The organism is Paenibacillus sp. PL91 (assembly GCF_012935325.2).
Classification (GTDB): domain Bacteria; phylum Bacillota; class Bacilli; order Paenibacillales; family Paenibacillaceae; genus Pristimantibacillus.
Genome location: NZ_JABBYG020000018.1, coordinates 28,938 through 44,959, shown reverse-complemented (window position 1 = coordinate 44,959; position 16,022 = coordinate 28,938). Strand labels below are relative to the sequence as shown.

Genomic DNA, 16,022 nt, shown 5'->3' with positions numbered 1-16,022 from the left:
TGTTTATGAGGGGGCCATATTTTTTTAAACATTTTCAATGAATTTCAACGTTCCGAATCGCGACGGTATATGATAATTGATGGCAAGTGTCGGCCGCCAAGCTTGAAACTGCCGGACTCCGCTTTTCCCTTCGTCAATCCGGTAAAAATTGACCTTCCAGCTGACTCCCGGTTCAGGCTTACGCTTGAAATTAATGGAAGGAATACGGATGCTGTAGCATAATACGCCCTCGTCAACGGCTTCAACTATCGTTTGAAGCTGAGTGAAGCTCCATTCCATATCAGTCCCTGTAACGGAAGCTTTGCCATCGTTTTCAATCCTGGCATCAAAAATGACGTTACGCGGACTGACTTCAAGCTCAAAATAGCTCTGTCCCAGTCCTTCTTCGTCAATGAACAATTCTACGACATCCTGCTCGTACAACGGTTCGTCCTTTTGGGTAAAATCAGAAACGATATGATTGTCCTGGCACAAGAATCGAACGTACAAGCTATCTGTGCTCCAGCATGCTTGAACTTCTGTGTGTTCAAAGGGCAGCAGCCCTGTTACGGTGTCCGTTAATTCGACATGGCCGCAGTCGCTCCAGTCCACCGTCTCTAATCGATCGGGAAGACCATTAAATTTAGCTGGTTTACAGTAATAAACGTCTGATGCTGCCTGATTATCGACTGACAATTGCCACACCTCTTTTTCTAAAAGTATCTTGCCATTAAGAAGCCATTGCAATACGGGCGCAATCACATCTACGTGCTTGCGCCCATTCACATTTATTTAGTTTGAAAATCAGTGTTCCTTGCTTTTGAGCTGGAAGTCTTCATCCCATTTATACTTTTCGTTATAAATGCCCATAACTTCTTCGTACAAAGAGCTGGAGCTTGAGCTTGGACTGTTTTGAATAATGCGATAAAGCCGAAGAAAGCGGTCTTTAGGAAGCTTTCGAGCGTAGCGCATAATCAAATAGGGATAGAGTGAGATATATCGCTTCATTCTGACCGCTGCACCCGTAACGCTAACTAGAATGCTCTCGCCATGCTCCATCCTCAAAATCTGGGCTTCATGCAGCATAACATAGCGGAACGTATTTTCTTTTATGAGGTCCCGCCTAATTTTTGCAATCTCGCCTATATACTCGACAAGATCGGGATTGAAGTGATTCATTAACAGCGGATCCAGCATAAGATCCATGTCCTTGCGCAGCACGAACGATTGGAGCAGCAATATTTGCTCAACCCGAAGCTGATCAGTATGGACCAGTGCACCGATCTCACGCAGCATTTCAAAAGCAAGCGGTTTGTCGCCGCTATGAAATACTTGAATAGCCATTTCTCGGTCATTAACGAGGCCGGCAAAAAGCGTATAAGCTTCTTTCTGAAATAATTTTTCAAGCTGTGATAGTAAAAGTGCAGGGGTCGACCGTCGCTGTGTCGTCCATAATAGAGCGAGTAAAAGAAGAGACCCTGCGGCGAATAGAATAGTCTGCATCGTTGACTCGCTCATCACTAGCCCAACGGTCATGATTAGCAATACAATAAGCCACGATCTCCACATCGATCGCTGCAAGATGGAGGCTGCCCGATTCTCCACATTTTGCAGGGCAAATTTGCGGCATACCGGGCATTCCGATTCGCCGAGTACAGTGAAGTTATTGCATCGACGGCAAATTTTAAGCTTATTGTAAGGAAAGCGTGTTTTAATATAAGGGTTGAGTAGTACCGGAAGCTTCTTGCTCATTCGCGATCACGCTGCCCGCTGCTTTTTAGAATAGATAAGACCAGCTTATTGACCTGCTCGGGAGAAGGGGCTCGTCTCCTGCGTGATCGATAGCCGATGACGCTGATTGTGACAAAAAGAAACAATAGTCCAAGACAGACGTATGTAACCATGTGCTGTACCTCGCTTACAGTAAAAGTGATTTATGGAAATCTATCAGGTATACTTATTTTATAGTATAACATTATACTTGAAGCAGTGACTAACAGTGACTATCGGACTAGCATGGGAGAACCGTTTGTCCTATTACAAAGGAGTACAAATATGAATCGACTAAAACGTTTTTCACGTCAACTTATAATGGCTTCCGCCATTCTGCTGCTCCCGTTCGGCAGCTTATCTACGGCACATGCGGCACAAGGCGCCTCGCAAATCGATGCGGTGCTGGTGCTTGATGTCAGTCATTCCATGAGCAAGAGCGATCCGGGCAAAATTGGCAACGAAGCGATGAAGATGTTCATCGATATGCTGTCGACCAAGGGGGATCGCGTAGGAATCGTTGCCTATACCGATGAAATTCAGCGCGAGAAGGCGCTGCTTGAAATCGGATCGGCTGCGGATAAGGAGAACCTGAAGGGCTTTATCGACCAATTGAATCGCGGCGCCTACACGGACGTATCTGTCGGGGTTAAGGAAGCCGTGCAAATTTTGGATGACGGTGCAGATCCGGATCACGAGCCAATGATTATTTTGCTGGCTGACGGCAATAACGATTTTAATGATAATTCCGGCAGAACGCAGGCCCAGTCCGATGCGGATATGGAGAAAGCGTTAAAAGAAGCGAATGACAAAGATGTGCCGATCTATACGATTGGGCTGAATGCAGACGGCAAATTAAATAAAGAAGCATTAGCCAAGCTTTCGGACGTAACCGGAGGCAAATCGTTCTCAACCAATTCGGCGGACGATCTGCCGCAAATATTAAGTGAAATTTTCGCGAGCCATCTTGAGCTAAATGTCGTTCCGGTTGACTCGTTTACGGCTAACGGAAGCTACCAGGACGTGAAAATATCGGTTCCGAATGCGAATGTGCTGGAAGCGAACATTTCGATTATGTCATCCAAGCCGATTGAAGCCAAGCTGCTTGATCCGTCAGGCAAGAGCGTACCGATTCCGTCGGATGACGTTCTGCAGTCAAAGTCGAAGAGCTACTCCCTGATCAAGCTTCTTACACCGACAGAAGGTGATTGGACGCTGCAGGTCAAAGGTGTGAATCGCGATAAAATCGATATTAATCTCATCTTCAACTATGATTTGAGCTTAGCGATGGACCCGCTTGCGAAAACAAGCTATTCGAAGGGCGATAAAGTGAAATTTAGCTCTTATCTGGTTAGCGGCGGACAAAAGTTAGCGGACGAGGAGCAGTACAGCAACATGAGTGCGGTTTTACTCGTTAAAGATTTGGACACAGGTAAATCCGAGGAAGTACCGCTGCAAAACGCTGGCGATCATTTCGAAGGGACATATACAGTTGCCGACGAGCATGATTATGAAATCAAGGTAAAGGCGGAGGAGGAAAGCTTCTTCCGGGAAACCGATCCGGTAACGATTACGGCCAAATCGGGAGGGACAGGGCAGACGACGCCAACACAGCCAGCAGATACAGAAAAAAAACCATTCCCTCTTGTCCCTGTCATTTTAGGTGCATTAGGCTTAGTGGTTTTGCTGGCGGCAGCCTATTTCATTATGCGTTTGCTGAAGCAGGCGAACCGCGGCTTTGTCGGCCAGCTCGTCATTGAGATCCGTGATGAGAATACAGGGGACAAAACGTCGCCGCAGTACAAGAAGCTTACAGCCTTCAAGGGCAAGCTGCTGCTCCACCAGCTGCTGCAGCTCGCACCAGAGCTGAAGGAGACCGAGAAGGTGGTCTTAAAACCAGGCAGCAACGATCGCATCGTGCTCCAAAACGGGTCAACATGCACGATAGAGAAGTCGGGTCGCGCTATCGATGCGTCACGCGAATTGGAAATGAAGAGCGGGGACCGCATTACGGTTTCGCTGAAGCAGGTGGACAAAACGATTTTTATCGAATATCTCGTTTAAATAGAGCCCTGGAGGTCGTAAACAATGAAACCAATCGTAAGAGAACATATACAACAGCTCGACGTTTCGCTAGGCGGAGGAATTGTCAGCGAAAAAATTCGAGTGGACACCATCGATAACCCGATTTTAATTATTGGACTTGGCGGCACAGGCATTGACGCGCTGCTTCGTTTGAAATATCAAATTAACCGCCGCTTTAAGCTGCCGGAAGATCCGGTTTCCAAGAGAAAGATGGATAAGCCCGAAAACGTCGAGTTCCTTGCCTTCGAGACGAATGAACAGGATCGCAATAAAAAGTATAAAGGGATCGGCCTCGATCCGATCAATGAGTTTGTGCTTCTGTCTAATGCCGAGGTTGGCGGACTGCTGCAAAACCGCAGCATTTTGGAGCCTTACATTACCGATTGGCTGTCGCCGGAGCTGAGCATTACCGATGGCATGAACGGTGCGGCTGGCGTTCGCCAAGCAGGACGGCTGCTGCTGTTCACAAAGATCAACCAAGTTGTGCAAAGCATCGACAAAAAAATTAAGACGCTGTCTGTCGGTACGAACAAGAAGCTGATGGTATTTTTGCTTACCGGCTTATCCGGCGGAACAGGCAGCGGCTGCTTCCTTGATATTTCGTATATCGTCAGAGGAATTATCGAGCGCGACCATGGCGCTGCAGGCATCGACCGGGTCAATACGCTAGGCTATTTGTTCACGCCGGACATCAACCTTTCGAACAAAAGCTTGAGCGATCATACACGCGAGTACATTAAGAAAAACGGCTACGCTGCGCTGAAGGAACTCGATTATTGGATGAATGTGGACAGCAGGGGAGAGCGGTTCAAGCAGCAGTATGGCAATATCCTGTCCGTTAATTCGCCGCTTCCGCCATTTAACCTATGCCATCTTATCTCGGCTACTAATGCGGAAGGCAAGCTGCTCGAGAATGCCTATGATTACTGCATGAACGTGACGGCGGAGAACATTACGAACTTTATTTCCAGCGAGGAAAAGCAGTCTGGCGAAGAATTTGCCATTCACGACTATATCAGCAACATTCGGACGAATATCGCCCAAATGAACAAGATATATCCGGCTAACTACGACTACAACATCATTGGAGCCTCCTCGGCAGTGCTGCCGATTGAGGAAATGACGACCTATTTGGCTTACCGGCTTTTTAATAAAATGGACAAAATGTTCGAGAAAGCGCCAAGCCAGGACGACGTGGAGAAGTTTGCGCGCAAGCTTGGCATCGATCTCGAAACGATGATGAAGACGTTTGATTCGCGCGTGCCCGAGCCGCTTCCAGGCTTTGAGAACAGCGAGCGTCTCAGCTACAACAACGTAATCAAAATGCAAGCCGTGAACATGGATACTGAGCTGGAGCAAAATTTCTTGGCCCGAGCGCGAGAGGAATACATCAAGGCCAAGAAGCAGTTGCCGGGCGAAATCGTCGGGCAATTTACCGATCAAATTCGCCGTACGTTTCTTCATCCGGAGCAGGGACCGTTCTATGTATCTCGTCTTTTGTATACGGAGAAAGGCTTTTGCTTATTGAAAATGATGCTCTCTTATATTGAGACGCTTCGCGAAGGACTGTCGCGGCTGCCGAGAGAGATTGAAGCAGCTAGAGAGCAAGCGGAAGAACGCATGGGCGATGCGAAGAGCGCATTCGTGTCCAAGGACAAGAAGAAAAACAATTATATTGAAGCGAAAATCAATGAGTACTGGCTGCTTGCAGATGTGGAGCGCATGGAGCAGCTCATCGAGTTTTATGAGGATCTGCACCAGCTGCTGAACAACGAGAATAACCGGATTTATAACGTGTTCACTGAAATTTTAAATGTATTGAATACGATCTTTGCCAAAAACGGCGATCTTCTTACAAGTGGCGAAGAGCAAGCAGACCATAAAGGAAACAAAACGTATTACTGGAATATCGTCGGGGTGCCTGACATTTCCGATGTCATCAGCCGTTTAATGGATAAGAAGGACGGGGATGAACTGATTCGCGACTTTACGCAGGAGCTGCTCGATCACTCGAACCTTTGGGTGAAGGAACAGGAAATTGATATCGTCAGCTCGATCTCGGAATTTTTGACCGATAAATTCGGCGACCTCATTACGAAATCGATGGAAGAGTTTCTCGTGATGAAATACGGGAACGACGAATCGATCGAGAAGTTTGTTGAACGCCATATTGCGAGCAAGCTGGATGAGGAAGCAGTGCCTGTATTCCATCTCAGCAACAGCTCGGGCAATTTGCATGTTCCTTCTTGGGGCTTCGTATCGGTGCCTGTACAGGCGCCTAGCATTTTGCGAGGCATTCGGAATTATCAAAATAACTCGATCGGCAAATCTCACTTCACGATTAAGGAAAGCGAAGTGAAAAACCGGATTTTCTGGCTGAATACGAGAAACGGTGTGCCTTTATTCGTTTATACGCCTCTTAAGGTGTATGAGGAAAGCTATGAACGGACGATTTTGGACAAGGAAGGCATCGGGCGCCACTTGGTGCAAACCGATCGCAACAATTGGACGTACCTGCCGTCTCCGATTCCAGAGAAGTCATGGGGAGATACGTACGTGAATCCACGCGTGCAAAGCTATAATGCAAGAGTTCGCGCCGAGTTCGCTAAGGCGGAGAGCTTCCGCGTTATTGTGGAAAAGGGCATTGATCAAAATACGAGCAGCCGTTATTCGGTTCGCTTCACGAAGCCGTTCCAGCTTGCTGATGCGCTTAAGCCTTTCAATATGCAGCTGGATGCTGCTAAGCCTAATTTGGGCGAGGTAAAACGAGCGTTAGTCGAATTGAAGCGTCTGCTCTCCGAAGGGCTGGAGCTTGAATCGACAAAAGATATTTTCGGTAGCTTCTCTGAGGAGCTGGCACAGGAGAATCTCATTCGCTCGCCGGAGCAGCTTAGCCGGGTTCGCGAGGAACTCGCGAAGTACGAGTCGATTGCCATTAAAGCAAACGAGCTTGAGCAGCTGCTTCATCAGCATCAGGATGAGGAAAAATGGCTTGATCAATTTATCGAGGCGCTGTACACGGATACGATTTGCAAGAAGGGTGCGCTTTACGTTTACGACCGTGATGCCGAGGAGGAAGCTTGGTCGCCTTTCGCTAACTTGATGAAGAGCAGCAGCTATGTGGAGCATGAAGTGTTCGAGAGCTTCCGCCGGCTTGAGGAGAAGAACCGTAGCACGCTTATGCGCAAAGCGGGACGCAGAGTCAATGAATTGACGGCAAGCGAGGATACGAAGCTGCTGCTTCACAAGCTGGAGGAGCTGTTCGGAACGTTCCTTGATGCGCGCGAGCGTCTGGAGTATGAGAAGGTAGAGCTGGCTAACGGCGAGGAGCTGCACCGATTCTACAAGGAAATGACTTCTAAACTTAATGAAATTCGCAGAAAGTTGAAATAGATATGAGAGTCATGCTGGATCAATTTGCGGCCGATTATTCGGCCTCCGAACAGAAGCTAAGAGGTCTTGAGGATGATCAGAGCAGCATTCATTATCCGACCGTATTTCTATTCATCGGCGATGAAGTGGAACAAGCGATTGAACCGATGATTCGCTCGAATGAGCTGAAATGGGATAACAATGCCGGTGTTATTTACCTCCATATATCATCCGGAGAAGGAGATGCCAGCACCGAGCAGGGGAAGCAGACTAACCCGGCGACAGCCGATCGCGAGGCGGGAAATAGCGGATCAGCTGCTAAGGTTATACGAGTCCCTTTGACCGGTCTAACGAAGGCTAAAGGCGATAACAAGGCGGTGCGCAAGGATATAGCTGTATCCTTCCGCGAGGAGGGGCGCTGCTTGGTTGCTCTCAACCGGGCGCTGCGCCTAGTCAGCGATACGATTGCCGACTACGGACGATTGTATGCTTCCTTCGATCGCCTTCACCTTGCCGTCATTACTAGGGTTGATGATCCAATGAACGTGCTTGTTCCGGAAATATCGCTGCTTGCGCAATCGATTTTTTTGCAGCTCTTTAAATCGGTGCAAATGGATTTGTACGCCCTGATCAACGAGCGGGAGCAGTCGGAGACTTTCGGCTATGCGGGTGCTGCGGGAATCGGCTTCCTTCGTGAGCTAGAGGGAATGCAGCAGCTGGATTATTCGTACTCCGCGAACCTTCAGGTGACCAGCGATGGCCTTACGATCCCTGTCGTTCATAAGCATTCTCCGCTATTTGATCTGGTCTATATTTTATCTGACCGCAACGAGCGGGGAATGACAACATTAAACGGCATGCTTGATAATTATGAAATCATTTGCCATATTCTGCTATTGAAGAACAGGAAGCGAACGGATGCACAGATTCAGTCCAATGACGGAAGCTACAACAATTCGTCGTTCCGAAATAGCCTTATATCCGAATCGGGAAGGCAGGGCTTCGTATCGGCTGGCCTAGCCAAAGTGAAGCGTCCTGCTTATTCCATCGCTTTGACCGTGCTGTACCATTTCTTTGAGCAGCTGGCAGCGCGTCTGAAGACGATGCCAGAGCTTGCAAGCAAAGAAAAGCTGGCGTTTTTTGGTCTTGATGCCGAGGCGATGGAGGCGCGGATTGCCCAAATCGTTCCGAGTGAGGATAATCTCGTTGATATGGCAGGTCTCTTAACGAACGGCATTCGTTTTGATCAGCTGCGCCGTATGTCGCTGCAAGAAGCAGAGGAAGCTGTGTTCGGCGATGGCTGCGAAGCCTTTTTCCGTAAACATTTTGCCGATGCAGCAGCAATGCGTCTCGGTGAACGCAAGCCTATGGATGAGCTGCGCCGCATCATCAGCCGAAATCGGAAGGAGCAGCCGCAGGTCAGCTTCTATCAGGTGTCCGAGTGGACCGATGAGAATGAACCGGGCAGCGCGTTGAACGCTGTTCATGCTCGAATACGAGATTTGGTTAGAGAGGCCGGTCTTGCTCAGGAGGAGCTTGAACGTACCCGCGAATCGCGCGTCGAGGATTTGAAATTTCAACGCCTACCGTTTATGGATAAGCAAAATCTGCGCTCCTTTATACGGGTCTTCTTTGATAAGGTCTATCGGCTGAAATGGCAGCTGCTGCAAACGGAGACAGAGCTTGCACTGTATCGAAGGTTCGCGCGCGAGCTGGAGCAGCTGCATGAAGAGTACCGCAAGTCCGTGAAGCAGATGGATGAGCTGGGGGTTGAGCTGAAGGCGGCTGCGCTGCAAAGCATTCGCACGGCAGATGATTATATCGGACAGAACATCTACGAATATTATGAGCGCGTAACCGAAGGCATCATGCAGGATATAGAAGAAAAACGCGGCGCGTCGGCGTTTTTCGAGGAGCGCTTCGTGGGCAGCGTTTCGGAGCTGCTGGAGCAAGGAGATTCCGTGCTCTTAGCGCGATTGATCGATGTATGCCGGAAGCAATTATTGACCGCAGAGCCGTTTGCCCACCCTTTCGAGGAAGAGCTCCTGCTGCGGGCGAATGTGTCCGTGGCTTACAGCAATCGTAAAGCTTTGACGCGGGAGGAGCTGTTCCGCCAGCTATACCATACGCTGGAGGATAACGCGTCCATTAATATTCGCCTACTCGACTATACCCACGAGCATCGTTCTGAGGAAAAGTATTTGTTCGGAGATCGAGAGAGCGAATTTATCCGCTATGCGCTTGGCGTTGACGAAACGTCACGCATTTACAAGCTCGGCTGCGTCCACGAGAAGCGCAGCAGCGGCGCTCTGAAATTAAACTTAATGGGCGGCTTTCATTTAGAAGATTTGATGTATTACCGAAACGGCAAAGTATATTATGAAACCTATTTGCAGAATGGGTACGAATTTCACGTGCTTGATCCAGCCCATCTGCCGAAGCTTCGCTGACCGGTATACATCATTAGTCGCGCTGGTCTACTAGCAAGGGAGAAGGGTGCTGTCACTATGCAACGAAAAATAAATGGATTTCTCCTGTTGTTCAGCTTAATAGGAGGAGCAATAGGTTTTGCAATCGGCGAAGTGGTATTGGGCCAATTGTCGGAGGGCTGGCCGCGCTTTGTCGTTGTCGGCCTCTATTTTGGCGTCGTCGCTCTATGCATTGGGCTGTTTTGCCTGATTGCAGAGTTGATTGAGCCGCGCTTAAACGGGTCTTCTTGGCGTCAGCGTTATACTGGCTTGTCATGGAAGCTGCTTGTGCCGGCAACGTTATTGCTGTTGTTCGTAGTCGGCGGTTTGGTTCAGCTTATTTATGGGCTGCAATTCGGCGGCGCGAAGCCGGTAAAGGATATTGTGCTGGCGATCGATAATTCGGGGAGCATGCTTGAGACCGATCCTGACAATGAGCGGTATGCAGCAGCGAAGCAGCTGATTGCCAACATGGAAAGCGATAAGCGGGTGGCTGTTGTGGCCTTTAGCGATACTGCGGAATTGCTTCAGCCTTTCACAAGCGTAAGCACACAGGCCGAGAAGGATGCCGTGAATGCCGCGATCGATGCGATTGAGCCGACAAATGGGGGTACAAACTTCAGTCTGGCGCTCGATGAATCCATGAACACGATCAAAGGTATGGGAGACGCTGATCGCGGCAAGATGGTCATCCTGCTGTCGGACGGCTTCAGCGAATCAAGCTTGAATGAGCAAATTGCGGCGTATCAAGAGCAGCAAATCGTCGTGAATACGGTTGGTCTCAGCGTGGTTGATGCTAGAGGCTCAGCCTTGCTCAGGGAAATTGCGGATTCGACTGGCGGCAGCTACTATGATGTGACGGAAGCGAACGGACTGGGACTCGTATTCCAAAATATATACGACAAGATTGATAAGCAGACACTCCTGACAGAGCGCACAGGCAAGCTTGCAGACAGTACGTTCTATACGCTGCTTCGAATTATATGCTTAGCTATTATCGGGGCAGCCATAGGCGTGTCGCTTGGGCTGGTGTTTGACAATCGATTTTTGGCGGTCAGCTTTGGCGCAGGCGGTATAGTAGGCGGCTTGCTGGCAGGCTTCATATTGGACTCCGGCTTATCAGGCCATATGCTCTCGGATGGATTGTCCCGCTTATTTGCTGTTCTCGTACTGGCGGCAATCATTAGCGTATTCACGCTTATTGTTCCTGTCAAAGACAGCAATAGCCCAAGACTACGCGGAGGCGGCAGAAAAAGCAGCACAAGCGACCGTCCTTCTACGGGCATAAGCGGACGGACGAAGGATAGCCGCAGTCATGGATTTTAAACGATGCGGGAGGCGGATTTAAATGCGTTTTATCGATGCAGAGGACGGTTCTCCGGTCATCAGCGGCTTGACTCGCGCAGTGGAGGAGGACCGCTGCACGCTGCGCTGGATTTGGCCGGGCGGGATAGATGCGGTCTACATTTGGAAAAAACCAGCCGAGCAGCTGGAGGAAGGTACGCCGGACACTCGTCATCTAAAGCTGTACACGAAGGCCGAGTATAAAGCGAATAACGGCTACCATAGCCGAATAGAAGGCGTCGGACTGTTTGTCTTTACGGTATTTGCCTGCCTGGAGGGGAGCGCAGGACCGCAGCTCATCCTTCAGGCTAACCGAGAGAATCGTATCGAAATCAGTGCCGGTAGGGCTAAGATTTATTATTCGATCTCGAACAAAGGCGGTCTCTTCAGGAAGTTCAAAACGATTCAAATTCAAGTGACGACCGAGGTTCCGATTGCAAAGGATGTGCTTTGCTACGTGAAGAAGCAGGGCAGCTATCCTGCGAACAAGGAAGACGGCATGTTATATCCGTTTGTCGCCCCTTTTGCCGCGGGAAAAAATGTCCTGCCTGCCATTGAGATCGGCAAACAGGATTTTATTCGATTGTTTTTTACAGATGGCCGAACATACGGTCAAACGTACGAGTTGATATCAGTATAAAGGAGGAAGATCGCATGGGCATTTTCGATCTTTTCAAAAAAAAGCCGGAAACGAAGCCGCGTCCGTTGTTCTACGATATCGTCTGTCCCTACTGCTTTAGCAAATTCACGCCGGATGAGGTCGTTTTCCGCGCAGCCCATTCCCGTGAGGATGATGAGGATTATGCGCTTGGAGAAGACGAGGAGCTGAACAAATACCGCGAGCGCTTCGGTCTTGATTCCGTTCATGATATGGAAGCGGTGCTACATCCAGTGGACGTGCCGGAAGAGCATCGGGTTTACTCTGACCATGTGCTGATCGGTATTAATGACCGATACGGCGAGCTAACGCGCAGAAGGCTTTGCCCGAAATGCCATAACGAGCTTCCGGTGACGGCTGGCAAAGTGCCAAGCAACATCATTTCCATTATAGGAGCATCCCAAGTGGGCAAATCAGTGTATATGACTTCACTGATCCATACGCTGCAAAATACGACGGCGGATCATTTTAATGCGGCCTGCATGCCGCTTAACGCGGAGATTAGCCGCAAGTTCCGCACCTATTACGAGGAGCCGCTATTCGAGCGCGGCGATCTGCTTGCTTCCACGCAGAAGGAGAAGATGCAGGAGCCGTTTATTTTCCAATTCGTCTTTAAGGATGATTCGAAGCCGCCGCTTACGCTCGTGTTTTTTGATGTGGCGGGCGAGGGTATGGTCGAGCAGGATTACCTTGGCCTGCACGGCCAGCATATTAAAAATTCGGCAGGCATTCTGCTCATGGTTGATCCGCTGCAAATTCGTTCCATCCGCGAAAAAATTAGAATGAATATCGGCGATAAGCCCGGCGAATGGGTATCCCAATATGACGAGCCGCGTGATGTTGTCCTGACGATGTTCGGCGATTTTATTGCGTATCAGGAAAACAACAAAACGGATATACCGACAGCCGTCGTGCTGACGAAGAGCGACATGCTTCATTCCTTAAAGGATGAGGACGGCGAATATATTAAATCAAACAGCAACATTTTCAACAATATGGTGCACCGCAATTATTTCAACCTTACTGAATTTGAAAATATCGACGGCGAAATCAGGCGTTTCATCGAGAAGGTCGATCGTCCGTTCAAAGGAACGATGGATGTTTATTTCAAGGATACGGCTTACTACGCGGTATCCGCGCTGGGCAGCAATCCCGTCGATCAGAAGCTCCAAACCGTCGTAAGTCCAATCCGTGTGGACGAGCCCTTCATTTGGCTGCTTTATAAGCTGAACTTCATTGAGGGGAGAAGAGAATAGTGCGCGATTCTATGCCCCTCAGGATGATCCAGCAGCAGATGTACGCACGGGAGAGACGCGGTATATTCAGATCCACGGAGGGCTATGACACGATCGCCAAATCTAGCGGCTTAGACCCTTCTTTTATCAAAAAGATGCTTCATCCTTTTTGCGTATACGATGCGCCTGCTGAGCTGGCGACGCGCGGAGAGAAGGATGCCGATGCATATCCCGAGACGATGCATCTGCTCCATCTGGACAATGGCGACGTGCTGCTTGGACGAAGCGTCTATCAGGCGGCAGATTTCACCGGGCTTCGCAGCGCGTTTTTTACGCATAACTATATCATCCCAGAGAGTCTCGCGAATACCCCGGCAAAAGACTATGAGAACTGGCTGCAAGCATCCTTTGCGGGAGGCTATGATATAACGGGCGGTACGGAGATCGCGGAATTAGCCAACCTGCCGGTTCAAGCGGCTTCAGCGATTAAGCCATCCTATCGTTCCTTATTAACGCTGCTGAACATTGACGAGAAGTCATTTAAGCAGCTGTTGTATGCGGTAATGTCAGCGGTCAGCGGCAAGAAGAAGATTTACGTATCGCTTGACGTGCCGATCGCGCAGCTTCCGAGCAAAGCAAAGCAGCTGCTTGAGGTGCTTTATGCGAGTCTGCCATATGCCTTCCGCAAGCAGCTTGGCTTTATTACGTATGCGAAAGAGCCGCAAAGCCGCAAGTCGGTGCATCTTACATTTGTGGAGCAGGGAAGCCTGCGCCCTGGAGACCGAAGCATCGAGAAGGATTTTACATTTGATTTCGCTAACGGCCGGATAATCAACGTCGATCTGGACGGTACGGATCAGCCGTATTTGGATTTCGCATGGGATCATTTGGAGCGCCCTCAGCATATGGCCGGCTTCTTTCAATTTGCGGAGCTCATGCTGGCAGGGATGGGACCGGAGCGTCAAATCGCAGCATCTGCCTATCACGAGCTTTGCGTGATGTATCAGATTGAGGAAGGCAATGAAGCGCTGTATGAAGCGCATAAAACAGCTGTGCTTCGCAGCTTGCTCGAATATTTGCAGCCAACCGGCTCGCTTGATTCCAAGATGCGGCTGAATGATTTGCTCCTATCCCGATTTGATTATGAATTCGATCGCGTACGGCAGGGGCTGGTGTCGGAACCGTTCATAATAGACGTATTTAAGGACTACTACCGAATCGACGGCAAAAATATTGAAAGCAAAATCGTTACTTTCTTCATCCACACGCTCAATCAAGCGAACAGGCTGAACGTGCAAGAAACGGCAGCTTCCGTCTATGCAGCCGTTGAAAGCGATCCAGCCCTAAGCAAGGCGTTCTTTTCGAAGCTGATGATGGATTCAACCTTGACCGGCAGCTTATTCATTTCTTTTCTGGAAAAGAAGCTAAAGGCTGCAGTGGGGGCAAAAAGCGTACTGGAGGAGATTGTGCATTGGGGAAGCGTTCATCCGAGGCTGTATGGCTATGAGCCTTTTCAGACGCTAGCGCGGAAGCAGCTGACGGATAAGCTGGAGCGGGAAAGCTATTCCCTATCAGCGGCTAGCAATGTGCTCGCGCAGCTGCGCATTTTGGGTGAGGAAGCCCGGATTGGAATAGGGAAGACGGCTTCCCATGAGGCTGAAGATCTTTTCAAGGAGCTCGAGCTTGCTGTTTATCGTGCGATGCTGATCGAGCTTGATATGGACAAGCTCACCAATGACCAGTTGAGGCAAGCGAGTTTCCTCGGCTTCAAAGACCAATTGCAGCGGTGGAATAGCCAGCTTCAGGACGCAAGGCAGAAATCAGCCGCTCTTGAGCTGCTTGCCATGTACGAATGGCTCGTGCTGCCAGAGCCGACGGTTACCTTGTTCAATCGATTGTCGCCGGCTGAGATCGACCGTGTGCAGTTGACTGGACGACGGCTTTTGGCAAATCAGCTGGAGATCGAGGATGCTCCCCGTCATGTGCTGGCTTATCTCAGCAGCTCAGATTTGGAATCGGTAGATTATGTAGGGCTGCTCGACTATTTGCAGCGGAATGCACCGAATAAAGAGATGATTTACCGATTTTTTCAACTGTCGGAGAAGCACCCTGATTTCATGAGATCGAGAGGCTTCGTGCCTGCCTATAAGACGGCCATAATCGGTTATTTCGAGAAATATGACCGAGATGCTTTCAAGAAACGCGCGAATCGGAAGCAGTTTTTCGATAAGGCTGGCCCTGCACTTACTGCCGTGTACAAGCAGGCAGAACGGGAGCTTTCCTCGCCGCTGTCCAAGCTTTTTCGCCGGAATCGTAAAGCGACCTTGATTACATCGATTGCGGCGATAGGCATTGTGTTGGTCGTTGCGGGCTTGACGCAGTCCTTCACTGGCAAGGGAGAGAAGACGCAGGAGGGTGGAGCTTTGCCTGAGGTGACGCCTACTGCCGAAGTGGGATTAACCAAGCCCGAAACGATCGTATACGCGGAGCAAAATGCGGCAAGCAATGGGCAAGAGGCAACGACCTCCCTTGTATTCGCGTTCAAGGATGCAGCAGCTTGCGCTCAATTTGCACCAGACTCCTTAATGATCGAGCAGCCGGGTGCTGAACCGGTTGAATATAACGCGTTAAAGGTAGCTTCAAATTGCGGAACAGCGGGGATGGAATCACAGGCCAAGGCGGATTCAGCAGATTCGGCAGTGACCGAGTCCGAGGCACCGTCTACGGCTGAGCCTACAGAAACGCCTATTGCAGAAGATGTTACTGCGACCAATAATGCCGTGAGCGAGGAAACGGACAGCCCGAATGATACTGGCTCTGAATCCGAAAGCCCAATACCTAGCAATGAGCCTGAGCAAGAAGGCTATGTGAGCCGGGTTATTGTAGACTTAGGCAAGCAGGTCGATATGCCGGCTGATACCCTCATCCGAGTTGGAGATGCAGCGTATGAGCTTACCGTACTGCAAGTTGTCGATAAATGAACATTAAAATCCGCTAGTTAACTTTTTCTAAGTTGACTGGCGGATTTTTTTCGCTGTAAGCAACCAATCAAATAGCTTAAATAAAAATATTGCAATTTATCCAATTTCCGCTATTCTTTTACTTACCGGA

10 protein-coding genes are annotated in these 16,022 nt (G+C 49.5%); 7 read left to right on the top strand and 3 right to left on the bottom strand.

The window, feature by feature from the left end:
- Window positions 1-24 precede the first annotated feature (24 nt).
- The 3 genes from HI950_RS28225 to HI950_RS28215 form a co-directional block, all read right to left on the bottom strand.
- Window positions 25-675, bottom strand: coding sequence for a carbohydrate-binding family 9-like protein (locus tag HI950_RS28225; protein ID WP_169088862.1), 651 nt, complete (start codon window positions 673-675; stop codon window positions 25-27).
- Window positions 676-783: 108 nt separating this feature from the next.
- Entirely contained in the window at window positions 784-1,731 is a 948-nt protein-coding gene (locus tag HI950_RS28220; protein ID WP_169088864.1) for a hypothetical protein, read from the bottom strand.
- Complete coding sequence (locus HI950_RS28215) at window positions 1,728-1,883, bottom strand: hypothetical protein (protein WP_187768180.1); 156 nt, start codon at window positions 1,881-1,883, stop codon at window positions 1,728-1,730. The genes HI950_RS28220 and HI950_RS28215 overlap by 4 nt, the downstream gene beginning before the upstream one ends.
- 187 nt (window positions 1,884-2,070) lie before the next feature.
- Here HI950_RS28215 and HI950_RS28210 point away from each other — a divergent pair, with 187 nt between their 5' ends.
- Genes HI950_RS28210 through HI950_RS28180 form a run of 7 tightly spaced genes read left to right on the top strand, consistent with a single transcriptional unit; the run spans window position 2,071 to window position 15,892 of the window.
- Window positions 2,071-3,813 carry a vWA domain-containing protein gene (locus HI950_RS28210; protein ID WP_223285564.1) on the top strand — a complete coding sequence of 581 codons (1,743 nt, stop codon included), beginning with the start codon at window positions 2,071-2,073 and terminating at the stop codon, window positions 3,811-3,813.
- 24 nt (window positions 3,814-3,837) lie between these two features.
- A complete protein-coding gene (locus HI950_RS28205; RefSeq protein ID WP_169088868.1) occupies window positions 3,838-7,227 on the top strand; it encodes a tubulin-like doman-containing protein in 3,390 nt (1,129 codons plus the stop codon).
- 2 nt (window positions 7,228-7,229) lie between these two features.
- Complete coding sequence (locus HI950_RS28200; RefSeq protein WP_169088871.1) at window positions 7,230-9,656, top strand: transcription initiation factor TFIID; 2,427 nt, start codon at window positions 7,230-7,232, stop codon at window positions 9,654-9,656.
- Window positions 9,657-9,713: 57 nt separating this feature from the next.
- Window positions 9,714-11,000 (top strand): vWA domain-containing protein, encoded by a 1,287-nt coding sequence (locus tag HI950_RS28195; RefSeq protein WP_169088873.1) that lies wholly within the window; start codon window positions 9,714-9,716, stop codon window positions 10,998-11,000.
- Window positions 11,001-11,022: 22 nt separating this feature from the next.
- Window positions 11,023-11,658, top strand: a complete 636-nt coding sequence (locus tag HI950_RS28190; RefSeq protein WP_169088875.1) for a beta-mannanase — start codon at window positions 11,023-11,025, stop codon at window positions 11,656-11,658.
- Window positions 11,659-11,672: 14 nt separating this feature from the next.
- A complete protein-coding gene (locus HI950_RS28185; protein WP_169088877.1) occupies window positions 11,673-12,932 on the top strand; it encodes a TRAFAC clade GTPase domain-containing protein in 1,260 nt (419 codons plus the stop codon).
- Window positions 12,932-15,892 carry a GAP1-N2 domain-containing protein gene (locus tag HI950_RS28180; protein WP_169088879.1) on the top strand — a complete coding sequence of 987 codons (2,961 nt, stop codon included), beginning with the start codon at window positions 12,932-12,934 and terminating at the stop codon, window positions 15,890-15,892. The genes HI950_RS28185 and HI950_RS28180 overlap by 1 nt, the downstream gene beginning before the upstream one ends.
- Window positions 15,893-16,022: the final 130 nt, after the last annotated feature.

Excerpts from the sequence above, each read along its gene's own strand:
- HI950_RS28200 (WP_169088871.1), top strand. The coding sequence starts at position 7,230 with ATGAGAGTCATGCTGGATCAATTTGCGGCCGATTATTCGGCCTCCGAA.
- HI950_RS28220 (WP_169088864.1), bottom strand. The coding sequence starts at position 1,731 with ATGAGCAAGAAGCTTCCGGTACTACTCAACCCTTATATTAAAACACGC.
- HI950_RS28190 (WP_169088875.1), top strand. The coding sequence starts at position 11,023 with ATGCGTTTTATCGATGCAGAGGACGGTTCTCCGGTCATCAGCGGCTTG.
- HI950_RS28215 (WP_187768180.1), bottom strand. The coding sequence starts at position 1,883 with ATGGTTACATACGTCTGTCTTGGACTATTGTTTCTTTTTGTCACAATC.
- HI950_RS28210 (WP_223285564.1), top strand. The coding sequence starts at position 2,071 with ATGGCTTCCGCCATTCTGCTGCTCCCGTTCGGCAGCTTATCTACGGCA.
- HI950_RS28205 (WP_169088868.1), top strand. The coding sequence starts at position 3,838 with ATGAAACCAATCGTAAGAGAACATATACAACAGCTCGACGTTTCGCTA.
- HI950_RS28185 (WP_169088877.1), top strand. The coding sequence starts at position 11,673 with ATGGGCATTTTCGATCTTTTCAAAAAAAAGCCGGAAACGAAGCCGCGT.
- HI950_RS28195 (WP_169088873.1), top strand. The coding sequence starts at position 9,714 with ATGCAACGAAAAATAAATGGATTTCTCCTGTTGTTCAGCTTAATAGGA.